Source organism: Croceicoccus sp. BE223 (assembly GCF_031457155.1).
Lineage (GTDB): Bacteria > Pseudomonadota > Alphaproteobacteria > Sphingomonadales > Sphingomonadaceae > Croceicoccus.
Window position 1 is genome coordinate 100998 of the sequence record NZ_JAVDWB010000007.1, and the last position, 15355, is coordinate 116352.

Here is a 15355-nt window from a genome sequence, read left to right on the forward strand (position 1 = left end):
ACAAGAAAGGGGCGCTGCCGGCGAATGCAGCGCCCCTTCCGAAAGCAATCGATCAGAAGCTTTTGGGTAGCCCCAGCTGATGCGTTGCGACGTGGCTCAGGATCAGGTTCGTGCTGATCGGCGCAACCTGGTAGAGGCGAGTCTCGCGAAACTTGCGCTCGACATCGTATTCCTCGGCAAAACCGAAGCCGCCGTGGGTCTGGATGCACATGTCCGCGGCGTACCAGCTGGCTTCCGACGCCAGCATCTTGGCCATGTTCGCCTCGGTACCGCCGAGGTGGCCCTCGTCGAACAGACGCGCAGCCTTGTCGACCATTTCGGCCGCTGCCGACAGCTGAACATAAGCGCGGGCGATGGGGAACTGGATACCTTGGTTCTCGCCGATCGGTCGCCCGAAAACGCTGCGGTCGTTGGCGTAGGCAGTGGCCTTGTCGATGAAGAAGCGGCCGTCACCGATGCATTCGGCGGCGATCAGGATGCGCTCCGCATTCATCCCCGACAGGATGTACTTGAAGCCTTGGCCCTCTTGCCCGACGAGGTTGCTGGCGGGGACGCGCAGGTCATCGAAGAACAGTTCGGTCGTTGCGTGGTTGAGCATGGTGCGGATCGGGCGGATCGTCAGGCCGTTGCCCACGGCATCGCGCATGTCGACGAGCAGCACGCTCATGCCGTCCGAGGGCTTCTTGCATTCTTCGCGCGGGGTGGTGCGGCACAGCAGGACCATGAGGTCCGAATGCTCGGCGCGGCTGATCCAGATCTTCTGCCCGTTGACGACATAATCGTCGCCGTCGCGCCTGGCGAAAGTGCGGATACGGGTGGTGTCGGTGCCGGCGGTCGGCTCGGTCACGCCGAAGGCCTGCAGGCGCAGTTCACCCGACGCGACCTTGGGCAGGTAGTTCTGCTTCTGCTCTTCCGATCCATACTTGAGCACCGTGCCCATAGTGTACATCTGGGCATGGCACGCGCCGCCGTTGCAGCCCGAACGGTGGATCTCCTCCAGCACTGCCGTGGCCGCACCAAGGCCAAGACCCGACCCGCCATACTCCTCGGGAATCAGCACGGAAAGGAAGCCGGCCTGGGTCAGCGCCTGGACGAATTCGGTCGGATATTCGCGTTCGCGGTCCAGTTTCTGCCAATATTCGCCCGGAAAGTCGGCGCACAGTCGCCTGACGGCTTCGCGGATTTCGGGAAAAGACTCGCTCAATGATCGGACTCCGGATTTCCAAGTTCCCCAGAGACATAAATCCGCGCACTCTGCGGTCCCAAGTGGTATTGATCCCTATTCAGGAAATTGCACCCCCAAGACAAGTGCCGGGACCGCGCCGAAGGCGGCCGCTGGTTCTCACCCGCGGTTTGGCGGCCGCCCTCGGCATGCAGGAAATCGCCCGCAAGAGGACGTTCCGGCGCGCGCGATCCCGCGTCGTATGGGCACAGGCGCTCCTGCGCCCTGCTCGATCTTGTTTCGTCAGGCGAGCCTGATGCTCGCGCCGGTTCCGATCGGTTTGCTGGGCAATGTGACCGAGGAAATGTGTACGAGGATGCAGCGGCAGTTCCTCGCCCGCCGACGCAACAATGGTGGCATCGACGGGGCGAATAACCGCGCCGGAAGATCGGGCCGCCGCCCAGTAACCTGGGTCGGCGATTTTGGGCAATCGGCACAAGAACGAGAGAGGAGTTGGCACCCTGTTCTCGCGCACGCCACCGCAGGTTTATCTCGAAGAGCCATGACGCCAGCTCATCCCCGCTCGGAAGCAGCAGGGCGAGCTAGCGGGCATGGGTCAGATCGGATCCCAGGCGAACACGTCGCTGGAAACCTCCAGTTTGCGCAGGCTGGGACGAATGGCGGGCAGGAATTCGTTTGCCACCGTCTCGGTCGTCCAGCCCTCGCTGCGGTGGACCGAACGGATCGGACGCATCGGGTTGAAAAGGAAGATTTCATTCTTGCGAACGCAGAAAACCTCGCCCGAAATCTCGCTCGACGCGTCTGAGCACAAGAAGGCCACCATGGGGGCGACCTTGTCGCTGGTCATAGTCTTGAGACGCTCCACCCGCTCTTGCGCTTCGGGCGTTTCGGCGGGGATGCTTTCGGTCATGCGGCTCCACGCAAAGGGCGCGACGCAGTTCGAACGGATGCCATAGCGCTTGAAGTCCAGCGCCAGCGAATTCGACAGGCCGACGAGCGCCATTTTCGCTGCCGAATAATTCGACTGGCCGACGTTGCCGATGAGGCCCGACGTCGATGTCATGAAAACGAAAGAGCCGCTTTTCTGGTCGCGGAAGTGCGGGGCCGCGGCGCGAGAGAGATAAAACGATCCGTTGACGTGGACGTCGATGACGGCGAGCCAGTTTTCGTGGCTCATCTTGTGGAACATTCCGTCGCGGGATACCCCCGCGTTGTTCACAACACTGTCGATCCGACCGAACGTCTTGATCGCATCTTCGACGATGCTGGCCGCACCCTCGGGGTCGGACACGCTGGCAAGATTCGCGATAGCCTTGCCGCCGGCAGCCTGAATCTCGGCGACGACCGCTTGGGCGGGTCCGTGGTCGGCACCCTCGCCCGAGAGCGAACCGCCAAAATCGTTTACCACGACGCTCCCGCCCTGTGCGGCGCACTCCAACGCCAAGGCGCGGCCGATGCCACGCCCGGCACCAGTAATCGCAATGACCTTGCCATCAAGCAGACCCATCGAATTTCCCCTCTTAAAGCTGCGACTTGGGGAGAATTATCTCTACCCCGTCGAGCTCTTGGCAAAGCTTGATCTGGCACGACAAGCGGCTGCGATCGTCAGGATCGACGGCCATTTCCAACATCGCCTCTTCCTCATCGTCGGGTTTGCCGACGCGGTCCTGCCACTCCTCGGCGACATAGACGTGGCAGGTCGCGCACGACAAAGCTCCGCCACAATCGGCGAGGATCTCGCCAATATTGCCGTTGAGCGCGGTTTCCATGACGCTCATGCCTTCATCGCCCTCAACGACGCGGTCGTCCGCCCCTTCCTTCTTGAAGACTACTTTGACCATTTTCTGCTCTCGTTCCTTGCTCGGACCGGTTAATGAGACCGGCTTGAATGTCCCGTTTAGTCGGTGATGCGGCGTCGGGCCATTACCGCTAACGTGCAACTATCGCATTTCCCGCCTTAACTCGGCAGCATCGGATCAGGGGCGTTCGAAGACCGCGGCAATGCCTTGGCCGCCACCGATGCACATCGTCTCGAGCCCGCGCTTGGCGCCGCTGCGCTCCATTTCATGCAGCATCGTGGTCATGATGCGAACACCGGTCGCGCCGATGGGATGGCCCAGCGAGATACCTGATCCGTTGGGATTTATCCGATCCGCCCACTCGCCGTCGGGATCAATGCCCCAATCCTTGAGGCAGGCCAGGACCTGAACCGCGAAGGCTTCGTTGATCTCGAGTATGTCAATGTCATTCCAGCCTAGCTTCTGCCGCTCGAACAGGTGGGCGACCGCGCCAACAGGGCCAATGCCCATTCGCGAGGGATCGCAACCATAGGCCGCCCAACCGGTGAACCATGCTATCGGCTCGAGGCCAAGTTCGATCAGCTTCTCCTCTGCCACGACCAAGCAGGCGCCGGCAGCATCGTTCTGCTGACTGGAATTGCCGGCGGTCACGGTGCCGTTCTTCGATATGGGACGCAGGGCCCCCAGAGAAAAGGTGGTCGTCTCGGCTCGGATACCCTCGTCCCTCGCAAAAATCAGCGGGTCGCCCTTGCGCTGCGGAACGGGAACTGGAAGCACTTCCTTGTCAAAACGGCCATCGGCCCACGCGGCCGCGGCGCGCTTCTGGCTGCGGGCGGCGAATGCGTCCGATGCCTCTCGCGTAATGGCGTAGTCGTTAGCAAGGTTCTCGGCCGTTTCGATCATGCCCGAGATCACGCCGAACCTTTCGATCGGCTGCGAACGTTCGCGGCCACGGTCGAGCCTGTCGTAGAGCTTCACGCTGCCCGCACGTGCCCCGCCGCGCATCGAGGTCGTGTAGTATTCGATGTTGGACATGGATTCGACGCCGCCCGCCAGAACGCAATCCGCCGTGCCCGATTGCACCATCATGGCCGCGGTGGCGATCGCCTGCAGGCCGCCGCCGCACCGACGATCCAGTTGCATGCCCGGCACGCTGATCGGCAGGCCCGCCGCCAGGCCGGCCCAACGCCCGATGCACGGCGCCTCGGAATTGGCATAGCTTTGCGCCATGACGACATCCTCGATCCGTTCGGGATCGACGCCGGAGCGATCGACGACGCCGCGGATGACGTGGGCGGCGAGCTCTTCCGCCTTGACCGGCGCCAGCGTGCCGAGAAAGCGGCCGATAGGTGTCCGCAACGGTGAAACGATCGCAACTCTACGCGTCAAGGAATGTTCTCCCGTTCAGAAATCGGTGCCGCCGTCGATATTGGCGATAAGCCCGGTGGCATAGGCAGCGCGGCGGGACAGCAGAAAGACGATTAGCTCGGCAACCTCCGCTGGATCTCCTATGCGATCGAGCGCCACCTTCATCTCCATGCGGCCCAGCATGATCGCCTCGGCCTCGCCTTGCGAGATCTCTGGCCGTTCGGCCCGCAGCAGCGCAAGACGTTCGTCGTAGCGGCCGGTGCGGATCGCCCCCGGTGCAACCGCGTTCACCCTCACGCCCGCCGCGCCGTAGGCCTTGGCAAGTGACTTGACGAGGTTGTTCAGCGCGGCCTTGAACGCGGCATAGGCAGGGATGAACGGCTTGGCCGCGCGCGCGGAATAGGCGCTGGTGATGACAAGGCTGCCCCCGCCCGCATCGGCCATGTGCGGCAGGATGGCACGCGCCGCGCGCACCACCGCCATGAGCGAATGCTGGAAATAGCTCTCCCACTCGTCGTCGTCGATCAAGGGGAAATCCCGGCTTTTGCCCATCCAGTGGTTGGTAATCGCCATGCCCGCGATCGTACCCAGCGCGGCAATGGCATTTGCCACTGCCCGCTCGACCGCACCCGCCTGCGAGGCATCGGCGGCGATCCCGATCACGTTCACGCCATGTCGCGCGGCCAACGCGTCAAGGTCGGCCTGCGCCGCCGTCGGATTTCGACTGACGACGGCAACATTGGCGCGCTCCTCGGCCAGCAGGCGCACAGTTTCGAAGCCGATTCCGCGGGTTCCGCCCAGCACGATGACATTTCGACCGGCCAGACCGAGGTCCATCACTGCGCTCCTTCGCCAAGCAGGTAGGAAAATAGCGGCGAGGAAGCCGTGTTGTGGCCCCTCGCCATACAGGGTTGGCCGTCTCGGCAACGATACGCCGGAAGTTTCAGGCGGCTACCTTGTGCACTTCCTGCAGCGACTTTTCGGCCAATTCCCACATCAGGATCTGCGACGGCGTCTGGCGCTCGCTCAGCCTTGCGAGATACTTGCGGCACGGCGGCAGGAAGCGAGCCGGGCGGCGCACGAAGTTCTCGTTGTTGTAACGTTCCGCCGCATAGCGCGTGCAGACCACGGGCTGCAGCCTGTCCTGCGCATAGGTGGCCGCGCTCTGGAACTCGGGGATCGATTCCAGGATCGCCCCGGCCTTGGAGAGTGGCTTGTAGTAGAGTTCGAACGCCGCCGGATGATAATTGGGCGACGGAATGATGAGCTTCATGCCGTCGACGTCGTGCTCTTCGATCACCTGTTTCGAGGCTAGGATGTGATCTTTGGGGATCAGGAAGCAGAACTCGTTTTCGCGCAGCAGCAGCAAGTCGAGGTCGGTTTCGTCGAAGGGTGCCGAGACGAAGGCAAGGTCGATCTTGCCGAGCCGCAGCTGATCCAGCAACATCGGCGTCGGACCGCTGGTAACCTGCAGGCGGATGTTTTCGTGCTGGTCGATGAAATCATCCATCAACGCGGTTCGCAGCGGATCGGGAAAGCTGAACGGCAAACAGCCGACGCGAAGCACGCCCTTCATCGATTCGCAAAGCGCTTCGGTAACGGCACGGGTTTCCTCGACCAACGTGGACAGGCGCTGTACCGGTTCTAGCAGCACCCGGCCTGCCGGCGTAAGCTCGACATGGCGGGTGTTGCGAATGAAAAGTGTGATCCCCAGCATCTCCTCGAACTGGCGGATCTTGTGAGAGAGCCAGGATTGATCGATGTTCAATTCGCGCGCAGCTTTTGTAAAGCTGAGGTTGTCTGCCACAGCCCTGAAGAAGAGAAGGTATTCAACGCTGAACTGTGAGGCGCCGCCCTTGGCGGTATCCGACGCAGCCAATTTCGCCCGCTTGACAGACTGGCCCTGGGCTCTTTTCGTGCCGCTTAGCTTTGCCATCTCTCGCTCTCCCATTCTTGTTTTGTAACTGTTCGCTTGATCGCTTCCTGATCATCGTGTCCTAAACTGCCGAAAAGCTAAGCTTTCCCATTAGGGGGCTGTCGCATTTTCGCTCCGGCCAGTAGCATCGCATTCTCGGGCTGCGGCAGAACCACGGGGCCCGCATCGCGGCTGGGCAGGATGACGGTCGCTGTGCCAGGCGCGGTGTTTTGTCCGCGCTGGTTCATGGACGCCAGTTCGAGGTCCACGACGCGGTGGATGCCATCCTCGCGCTTGGCGACGACCTTGCCGGAGCAGATCGTGGTATCACCCATGAAATTAAACGCGCGTGACTGGCATGAAAACTTCCAGAGCCAGGCATCGTCGCCCATCCAGTTGGTGCACAGGTGGATCAGCCAGCTCGTGCGCATCTGGCCGTAGTCATAGGAACTGGGCAGGCCGAGCTGCTGCGCCCGCTCGTGGTCCCAGTGCACGCGCTGCACCACGTCGGGCACGCCGTGCGAATCCTCGACATAGAAAGCCGGCATTTTCTTTCGCTGCTTGTAGCCCAGGCCCAGCGGACCGATGCCGCTGGAGGAAAGGCCCATCCCCATGTGGTAGGAGATGATGTCGACCATGGTCAGCGGCCCCTTGGCCAGCGGGGTCATTTCCTCGCCCACCTCGACGTCTTCCCAGAAGCGGGTTTCCGCGCCGCGGCGCGTTTCCTTCGCATAAACTTCGTCGATCTTAGCGATATCTTCCGGCGTGTAGGTCTGGCGCTTGATGTCGGCGTACTTCCCGCTCTTCTTCGTTCCGCCTCGCTCTGCCGACAGGTAATGCTCCTCGCGCCTACCGACGGGCAGACCAGCATGGTCGACATAGAGGTCGCGATACGTCTCGGTAACTGTGCGTCCGCCACTGAACGATGACGATTCGTTGATCGACACGTCCGAGGTCACGCGCTCCACGAAGACCTGCTGGTCGGGATAGAGCGGACGCCACCATGTCCAGTCGACGCCGGTGTAGTACTTGCCGACGCCGCGGAAGAGCCCCTTGAACAGCGCCTTCAGTTCGGCGTCGGGCTTGGGCGTCATGTTGGTGCCGGTGGTGTGCAGGAACAGGGGCGGGGCGATCTGGTCGCCCCAACGTGTCTTGCGGCCATAGGCACGGTCGTTGAACAGCGGATTGTCGTCACCGTAGTTGAAGGCGAAGTGACGCATGCCATCGGGCGAAGCCAATTCGTTGAACGGCTTGTTGTAGGCGAATTTCGGCACGCCGATCTGACGGCGCGCACGCTCTATGTCCTCGTCGGTAATCCGACCCGCAGACGAATCAGCTTCAGCCATGACTTCTCCCAAGATCTTGTAATTGCAGGCCCTACCCCGCCAAACCTGTCCCGATCAGTGTTCGCGGGACGGTCTCCTTAAATCTGAAAATGTTCCATAACTGAAAGAGTGTCAACTATCATTTGATGAGACATTCTCCATAACCCGGTATTAGGGAACATCGCCTCTTAATAAGATTAAAATGCTAAGTGCCTAATTTTACAACACAATAATTTCGCCCTGCCATGTTGCGAGCGCGAAGAGGGGTGCTAGGAGAAGCCTGATTGCTTGAAAACTGTAAAACCATCAGTAATGTCGAACATGGGAACCAGACTGAACGCGCGCCGAGTCGAGCCAAACGGACACGAGCGCAAAAACGAGAGGAAATCGCGATGAGCGCACCCATGACGCACGACGAACCGCAGCGCACGACAGAGTGGAAAATACCTGACCACGTCCCCTCGGAATTAGTGCGTTTCCTCGATTTCCGCACTGGCCTGGGTTCCTGCCCGCATCAGCAGATCGCCGAGTTCCATAAGGGTCCAAAGGTCTTCTATTCGCCGCTGAGCCATCAGGACCGAGGGGGGGAAGGCAAGGGCGCATGGGTGCTGACCCGTGCCGAGGATATCCGCAAGATGCTGCAGGAAGCCAACCTGTTCAGCTCGGCCGAACCGCGCAGCTTTGCGATGGGCGAAACCTGGAAGCTTCTTCCACTCGAGGTTGATCCGCCTGAACACGCCCAGTTCCGCGCACCGCTCAACCCCCTGCTCTCGCCAGGTCGCATCAACAAGCTCGAGCCGCGCATGCGCGAGATGGCGGCCGAACTGGTCGACAGCATCAAGGACAGAGGTGAGTGCGAGTTCATCCGTGCCTTCGGCGAACAAATGCCCGTGCGCATCTTCCTCGAACTGATGGGCATGGCCGACGACGAACTCGACAAATTCCGCAACTGGGCCGACATGATCGTCCATGATCGCACCAAGCGCGGGCAGGCCATGGGCGAAGTCAAGGCCTTTCTCGACGAGCAGATCGCCGAACACCGCGCAAATCCCCGCCCTGGGACGCTCGTCTCCGAGGTTCTGCAGTTCAAAGCCGGTGACCGTCCCTACACCGACGAGGAAGTGATGGGCACGGTGTTCCTGCTGTTCATCGGCGGGCTCGACACGGTGGTCAGCTCGCTCACGTTCCACTTTCGCTACCTTGCGGAGCACCCCGAGGCGCAAAAGATGCTGCGCGAGGATCCATCGAAAATCCCCGACGCGGTGGAAGAGCTGTTTCGCGCTTTCCCGGTCGTCACCACCGGCCGCATCGTCAGCGAAGACACCGACATGTTCGGCGTGCCGATGAAGAAGGGCGACATGGTCGCCGGCTCGACCCTGCTATCAACCAGCGACCCCGAAGAGTTCGAAAACCCCGAGATCATCGACCTAGAGCGCAGCCCCAACCGGCACAACGCCTTCTCTTTCGGCCCGCACCGGTGCCTCGGATCGCACTTGGCCCGCCGCGAGATCCAGGTGGCGATCGACGAATGGCTCAAGCGCATTCCCGAGTTCTCGCTCAAGCCGGGCTTCGAGCCCGTCACACTCGGAGGCGGCGTTATGGGCATGAAAGAACTGCAGTTGGTGTGGGAGCCCAAGTAACCCAAGATGGTGGCGCGCAATCTCCCCCGGCGTTTCCAAGCGGGTTGAGAGTGCGCGTTTATGAGCAGTCAATGTCGTGCATGCGACTTCACCCGATTGCCAAGGCCGTCGGATTGGCAAAGGAGATTTGACGGTATGGGTCTGATTGACGGTAAGGTCGCCATTGTGACCGGCTCTGGCGCCGGACTGGGGCAGTCGTATGCACAGGCCCTGGCGCGCGAAGGTGCGTCCGTGGTGGTCAACGACTTCTCGCCCGAAGCGGCGGAAGGCACGGTTCGGGGGATTGTCGATGCCGGCGGCAAGGCTGTCGCCAACGTTGCCGACGTGGGCAGCATCGAAGGCGGCGAAAGTTTGCTGAAGAGCGCGCTCGACGCGTTCGGTCGGGTCGACATCCTCGTCAACAATGCGGGCATTTTGCGCGATGCCTCCCTCGTCAAAATGGAAGAGTCGCAGTGGGATGCAGTCATGCACGTCCACGTCAAGGCGCTCTACGCCGCGACGAAGCCGGTGTTCACCTGGATGAAGGAGAACGGATCGGGCGGCGTCATCGTCAACACGACCTCCACCGCCGGCATCCGCGGCAATTTCGGGCAGAGCAACTACAGCGCCGCCAAATGCGGGGCAATCGGCTTCACCAATTCGCTCGCGATCGAGGGCAAGAAATTCGGCATCCGCGCATGGAATATCGCGCCGGCCGCCGCCACGGCCCTGACCGCACACATGCCCGACGAATACAAGAAGGTCTTCCACATTGACCGCGTCGCCCCGACGCTGCTGTACATGGTCAGCGACCTGTCTGGCGAGCAGACCGGCAAGACGCTTATGGCTGGCGGTGGCTGGGTCGGCGAATGCAGGTTCGAGGTGACTGACGGCTTCGTTCCCGGCGAGGATCTGAGCGCCCACGACATCGCCAAGGCAGCCGAGGAAGGCCAAATCTTCTTCCCGGATCGTCCCGCCAAATGGGTCACGGCATACGGACCGCAGAGCGAGTAGGCCCCTCGCCCTGCGCATTGAAACATTATAAGAGGATTGTTCCCGATGCCGATCAGCTATCCCGCCATTCTCGAACTCAGGGAAACGGGAAAGGAATACACCTACACCGACCGTGAGACGATGCTCTATGCGTTGGGCGTGGGCATGGGCAACGATCCGATGAACACGGACGAACTGCCATTCGTCTATGAGCAGGACCTGCGGGCTTTGCCGACGCTTGCCACGGTCGTCGCGTGGGGCGCGGGTGTGCCGACCGACAAACTGGGCGTGAACTACAAGCTCGTGCTGCACGGCGAGGAAAAGACGATCTTGCATCGCCCGATGCCGGTCGCTGCCACGATCGTCGCCGACAGCGGCGTGGTCGAGGTTTTCGACAAGGGCGAAGGCAAGGGTGCCATAATCGTTCGCCAGACTGTCCTGCGCGACAAGGCCGACGGCGAGCCGATCGCCACGCTTGAGCGCACGATCGTCGCCCGCGGCGACGGCGGTTCGGGCGGGTCGATCGCACCCACGCCCAAGCCGCACCCTACCCCCGAGCGTGAGCCCGACAAGATCGTGGACTACCGCACCGCGGGCAACCAGGCCGCCATCTACAGGCTGTCGGGCGACCGCAACCCGCTGCACATCGACCCCGAGCGCGGCAAGGCCGCAGGCTTCGACGGACCGATCCTGCACGGCCTGTGCTCCTACGGATTCACCTGCCGCGCGGTCGTCGAGGCGTTTTGCGATTTCGACCCCGGCATCGTCGCCAGCCACCAGGCGCGTTTTTCCTCTCCGGTCTTCCCCGGCGACACACTGCGGATAAAGCTCTGGAAAGAAGACGACAAGACGATCTCGTTCGAGGCCCAGGTGCCCGAACGCGGCAAAACCGTCATCAGAAATGGCCTTACGGTCCTGCGATGACAGGTTCTGGCCCGATCGCAAGAGTCGCCGTCGTCACCGGCGCGGGAAGCGGTATTGGCCGGGCGACCGCGATAGCGCTCGATCGCGCGGGGTGGAGACTGTCGCTGCTGGGTCGCAAGCGCGAGCACCTTGAAGAGACCGCGGAGCAGTGCCACTTGGCTGGAACGCCGCCTCTGGTCTGCCCAACCGACGTGGCGAACGAGGCCATGGTCGACTTGGCGTTCTCGCAGACGCTCGCGCGTTACGGGCGCATCGACCTGTTATTCAACAACGCCGGAACCTCGGCGCCGAAAACGGAATTCGGCGAAGTGGAACTGAGCCATTTCGAGCGGGTGCTGGCAACCAACGTGACGGGCGCCTTCCTGTGTGCCCGCGCTGCGTATCGCATCATGCGATCGCAGCAACCGCAGGGCGGACGGATCGTCAACAATGGATCCGTTTCAGCTCACGTCCCGCGGCCCAATGGGGCACCCTACACCGTCAGCAAGCACGCAATCACCGGACTGACGCGCCAGATCGCGCTCGATGGCCGGGCACACGAGATCGCCTGCGGCCAGATCGACATCGGCAATGCGGAAACGGGCGCTGCCGCAGGCCTCGTCGCAGGAATGCAGCAGGCCGATGGCCGCATCGTTGCCGAACCTATCATGCCCATTAAAAGCGTGGCTGACGCAGTGTTGTTCATGGCGGGCCTGCCGCTTTCTGCAAATGTGCAATTCATGACGGTGATTGCCACCGCCATGCCCTTCATCGGCCGGGGTTAGAAAACGTGGCTCGCAAACTGAAAGTGGGCATCGTCAGCGCGAACTGGGGCATGCGCGCGCATCTGCCCGCTTGGCACGCTACGCAGGAGGCGGAGGTCACGGCCGTATGCACTTCGCGCCGGGAAACGGCTGAGGCTGCGGCACGCGAATATGGCATCGGCCGCCCCTTCTGGGATGCGGCCACAATGTGCGCCGATCCCGAACTCGATATCATCGACGTCGGCACCCGGCCCGATCTCCGAATGCCGATGGTGCTGGCTGCACTGGCACATGGCAAGCATGTGTTCGCCAGCGCCAATTTTGCAGCCGACCTCCACTCCGCGCGACGGATACGCGATGCAGCGCGGGCGGCAGGCAAGGTCTGCGTCCTGGATTCCGTGTTCCCGTGGCAGCCTGCCCACCGGCAGGTGAAGCGCATGATCGAGGCTGGCACGACCGGCGCGCCTTTCGCGGTCAACGCCCGGCTTCATATCAGCCATTTCGCTGCCGCCGATGCGGGCGGCGCCGGCTGGAAATGGTTCGGCGTGCGCAAGCATGGGGCATCGGCCATGCGCAACCTGGGCACCCATTCGCTGCATCTCTTGACCTGCCTGCTCGGCCCGGTGGAGGAGGTTGCCGCACAGGTCAAGATTGCCCGGCCCGAATGGCGTTTTGACGACGGCACCGTGATGCGACCTGAAGTCGAGGACACTGCGCAGCTTTTGCTGCACTTCCGTTCGGGAGTGATGGGCACACTGGCGCTTGGCTGGTCCTCACCCGGGAAGACTGGCTGGCAGATGGAAATTACCTGTCAGGACATGACGGTAATGACCATCGACGAGGAAGGTTTTGCTTGCGGACCCCGCCTGCGCCTGCTGGGAGCCGCGGGCGGCAAGCCGCTTGCCTCACTCGACCTCGATCCCGACTTGCTTGAACCCGACGGCATCGTGTTTGCGAAACCGCCGACAATTCCGCAAGTGCATGATATCGCACCAGCAGTGAAACAGATGATCCGCGCGATCCGGCATGGTGAAAGCGCATGGCCCGATTTCGAGGCATCCTTTCACGTCGAGGCGGTGCTCGATGCAACAAGGCGCGCGGCCGCTTCTCGCGCCTGGGTTGCAGTCGAGCGCGACTGATCTCATCTCGTCTCGGAGAATGCCGTGCCCTTGTCGGGTTGCGGTCCCTTGGGCAGGCCCAGCACGCGCTCAGCGATAATATTGCGTAGAATCTCGTCGGTGCCGCCCGCGATGCGGATGCCGGGCGCGTGCAGCAGATCGTGGTGCACCTCGGCCTGCAGCATGGACAAGGCGGGGTCGTCCACCAGTCCATAGGGCCCTTGCGCCTCGACGAGGAGACGCGACATTTCCTGAAGTTCGAAAGCGGTAACGAGCTTGCCGATCGACGCCTCCGGTCCCGGCGTCTGGCCGCGCGACATCGCGGTAAGCGTGCGATAGCGGGTCAGCTGGACGCCGCGGGTACGCACGTACCAGTCGGCGAAGGCCGCGCGAAACGAGCCGTCGTCTGCCAACGTCGCATCACCGGTAGGGGTCCGGCGAGCCAGTGCGATTGTCTCCGCTGCCGGGACACCGCGTTCCTTGCCGCCCTGCACACGTTCGTTCATCAGCGCGAAAATGGCGACCTTCCATCCCTCGCCCACTTCGCCCAGACGCTGTTCGTCGGGAATGCGGACGTCGTTGAAGAAGACCTCGTTGAACTCCATACCGCCGGACATCTGGTGGATGGGGCGAACTTCGATGCCCGGGGAATCCATCTTCACGAAGAACATGGTCAGCCCCTTGTGCTTGGGCTGGTCCGGATCGCTGCGCGCGATGATCAGGCCATAGTCCGCATAGTGCGCGCCGCTCGTCCAGACCTTCTGGCCGTTGATCACCCAGTCGTCGCCATCCTGCACCGCCCTGGCGCGAACGCCGGCGAGGTCGGACCCGGCAGCCGGCTCGGAAAAGAGCTGGCACCAGATCTGCTCGCCCCGCACTGCCCGCGCAACGAGGCTCTCCTTTTGCGCGTCGGTGGCATAGCGGATAATCGTGGGCACACAGAGGCCGAGACCGATACCAAAGAACGCGTCAGGTACGCCGCGTCGCGCCTCTTCCTCACGGAAGATGACCGCTTCCAGCGCGGTGCCGCCCGCCCCGCCCCATTCCGGGGCCCAGGTGATGCACGCAAATCCGTTCCCGGCCTTGATCGCCTGCCACTTGCGCTGGCGCTCCAGGCGCTCGTCCTCGGTGCCCGACAGCGAGGGGAGATCGATCGCGTGCGCATCGAGGAAAGCCTGCGCGCGGGCGCGGTAATCGGCTTCTTGCGGGGTGTCCGAAAAGTCCATCAGGCCGCTTCCGTTCCGTGCATTTCGAGGGCGGCGAAAAGGCGGTCGCGCCACACGCGCGGTGAGCCGAGCGCCATGTCGAGGTGAAGCGCGCGGCGGTAGAAGAGATGCTGATCCGCCTCCCACGTGAATCCGATGCCGCCGTGGGTCTGGATGGATTCACGCGCCGCGTACCACATCGCCTGGCAAGCCGCGACGCGCGCGGCGGCGGCGGCCTGGGGCAGTTCCGCGCTGTCCGAATCCAGTGCCCAGATGCCGTAATAGGCGTTCGAACGGGCGATCTGGTTGTTCACATAGGCGTCCGCCAGCTTGTGTTTGATGGCTTGGTAGCTGCCGATCTCCCGCCCGAAGGCCGTGCGCTCCTTCGCGAATTGAACCGCTTGTTCCAGCGCGCGGTCCGCGCCGCCCACCTGTTCAAATGCCAGCAACACGGCCGCGCCGTCCAGCAGGCGATCGAGCAGTTCGGGTTCGCCGATGGGTTCGGCCGGGACGTTGCGGAATTCGATGCGGGAGATCCCGCGCGAAGGGTCTAGCGTTGCGAGCGGGGTGCGGCTCACGCCCTGGTGCGCAAGCGAGACGAGGTAGAGCCGGGGAACGTCGTTATCGTCCCGCGCCCAGACGAGCGCATCGGTGGCGCACATGCCGTCGATCACCGGTTCCTTGACGCCGGTCAGCAGTCCATTCTCCACCCGTGCGTTCACTTTCGCGCGGGAGGGCTCACCCGGACCTTCGTGAACGGCGAGGCAGCCGATGCATTCGCCCGTCGCGATATCGGCCAGGCGTTCGCGCTGCTTCTCGGTGCCCGCCAGCATCAGCGCCTCGGCAAGGACGAACACGGTGGATGCGAATGGTACCGGGGCGAGGACGCGGCCCAGTTCCTCGGCAAGTACGCAAAGGTCCGTCCGGCTCATCCCGAGGCCGCCGTGCTCCTCCGGGATGGTCAGCGCGGTCCAGCCCTGCTCGGCCAGTTCCTGCCAGAGTTCGGCGTCATGGCCCCGACCGGGATCGTCCAGGATGGCTCGCACCCTGCTTGGCGGACAGCGCGCGTCGAGGAACTTGCGTGCTTCGCTGCGCAGCACTTCCTGGTCATCGGAAAAATCGAAGTTCATGGTTTCTCCGTCCCGCCCGGTTTCGCAGAGCGA

14 protein-coding genes are annotated in these 15355 nt (G+C 62.7%); 5 read left to right on the forward strand and 9 right to left on the reverse strand.

Annotated elements, in window-relative coordinates; translation table 11 throughout:
- Positions 1–52 precede the first annotated feature (52 nt).
- From J2X37_RS14180 to J2X37_RS14210, 7 genes are all read right to left on the reverse strand, one after another.
- A complete protein-coding gene (locus J2X37_RS14180) occupies positions 53–1204 on the reverse strand; it encodes an acyl-CoA dehydrogenase family protein (RefSeq protein WP_310022482.1) in 1152 nt (383 codons plus the stop codon).
- A 574-nt stretch (positions 1205–1778) separates the two neighbouring features.
- Entirely contained in the window at positions 1779–2690 is a 912-nt protein-coding gene (locus tag J2X37_RS14185; RefSeq protein WP_310022483.1) for an SDR family oxidoreductase, read from the reverse strand.
- A gap of 13 nt (positions 2691–2703) precedes the next feature.
- Entirely contained in the window at positions 2704–3024 is a 321-nt protein-coding gene (locus J2X37_RS14190) for a 2Fe-2S iron-sulfur cluster-binding protein (protein WP_310022485.1), read from the reverse strand.
- A gap of 135 nt (positions 3025–3159) precedes the next feature.
- Complete coding sequence (locus J2X37_RS14195) at positions 3160–4371, reverse strand: acetyl-CoA C-acetyltransferase (RefSeq protein WP_310022487.1); 1212 nt, start codon at positions 4369–4371, stop codon at positions 3160–3162.
- 15 nt (positions 4372–4386) lie between these two features.
- On the reverse strand, positions 4387–5187 hold the full coding sequence (locus tag J2X37_RS14200) for an SDR family oxidoreductase (RefSeq protein ID WP_310022489.1): 801 nt from the start codon (positions 5185–5187) through the stop codon (positions 4387–4389).
- A gap of 106 nt (positions 5188–5293) precedes the next feature.
- Positions 5294–6286, reverse strand: a complete 993-nt coding sequence (locus J2X37_RS14205) for a LysR family transcriptional regulator (protein ID WP_310022491.1) — start codon at positions 6284–6286, stop codon at positions 5294–5296.
- A gap of 77 nt (positions 6287–6363) precedes the next feature.
- On the reverse strand, positions 6364–7611 hold the full coding sequence (locus J2X37_RS14210; protein WP_310022492.1) for a MaoC family dehydratase N-terminal domain-containing protein: 1248 nt from the start codon (positions 7609–7611) through the stop codon (positions 6364–6366).
- 371 nt (positions 7612–7982) lie between these two features.
- Here J2X37_RS14210 and J2X37_RS14215 point away from each other — a divergent pair, with 371 nt between their 5' ends.
- The 5 genes from J2X37_RS14215 (at position 7983) to J2X37_RS14235 (ending at position 13008) form a co-directional block, all read left to right on the forward strand.
- Positions 7983–9230: a cytochrome P450 gene (locus tag J2X37_RS14215; protein WP_310022494.1), complete on the forward strand. Its 1248-nt coding sequence runs from the start codon at positions 7983–7985 to the stop codon at positions 9228–9230.
- Between the two features lie 135 nt (positions 9231–9365).
- Entirely contained in the window at positions 9366–10223 is an 858-nt protein-coding gene (locus tag J2X37_RS14220; protein ID WP_310022496.1) for an SDR family NAD(P)-dependent oxidoreductase, read from the forward strand.
- A gap of 45 nt (positions 10224–10268) precedes the next feature.
- Entirely contained in the window at positions 10269–11126 is an 858-nt protein-coding gene (locus J2X37_RS14225) for a MaoC/PaaZ C-terminal domain-containing protein (RefSeq protein WP_310022498.1), read from the forward strand.
- Entirely contained in the window at positions 11123–11890 is a 768-nt protein-coding gene (locus J2X37_RS14230) for an SDR family oxidoreductase (RefSeq protein ID WP_310022500.1), read from the forward strand. Before J2X37_RS14225 ends, J2X37_RS14230 begins: the two co-directional genes overlap by 4 nt.
- A 5-nt stretch (positions 11891–11895) precedes the next feature.
- A complete protein-coding gene (locus tag J2X37_RS14235; protein ID WP_310022501.1) occupies positions 11896–13008 on the forward strand; it encodes a Gfo/Idh/MocA family oxidoreductase in 1113 nt (370 codons plus the stop codon).
- A 2-nt stretch (positions 13009–13010) separates the two neighbouring features.
- Here the strand turns inward: J2X37_RS14235 and J2X37_RS14240 are convergent, their stop codons facing one another.
- The gene (locus tag J2X37_RS14240) at positions 13011–14213 is read right to left on the reverse strand and encodes an acyl-CoA dehydrogenase family protein (RefSeq protein ID WP_310022503.1); all 1203 of its coding nucleotides are present in this window, start codon (positions 14211–14213) and stop codon (positions 13011–13013) included.
- Complete coding sequence (locus tag J2X37_RS14245; protein WP_310022505.1) at positions 14213–15322, reverse strand: acyl-CoA dehydrogenase family protein; 1110 nt, start codon at positions 15320–15322, stop codon at positions 14213–14215. The genes J2X37_RS14240 and J2X37_RS14245 overlap by 1 nt, the downstream gene beginning before the upstream one ends.
- Positions 15323–15355 lie beyond the last annotated feature (33 nt).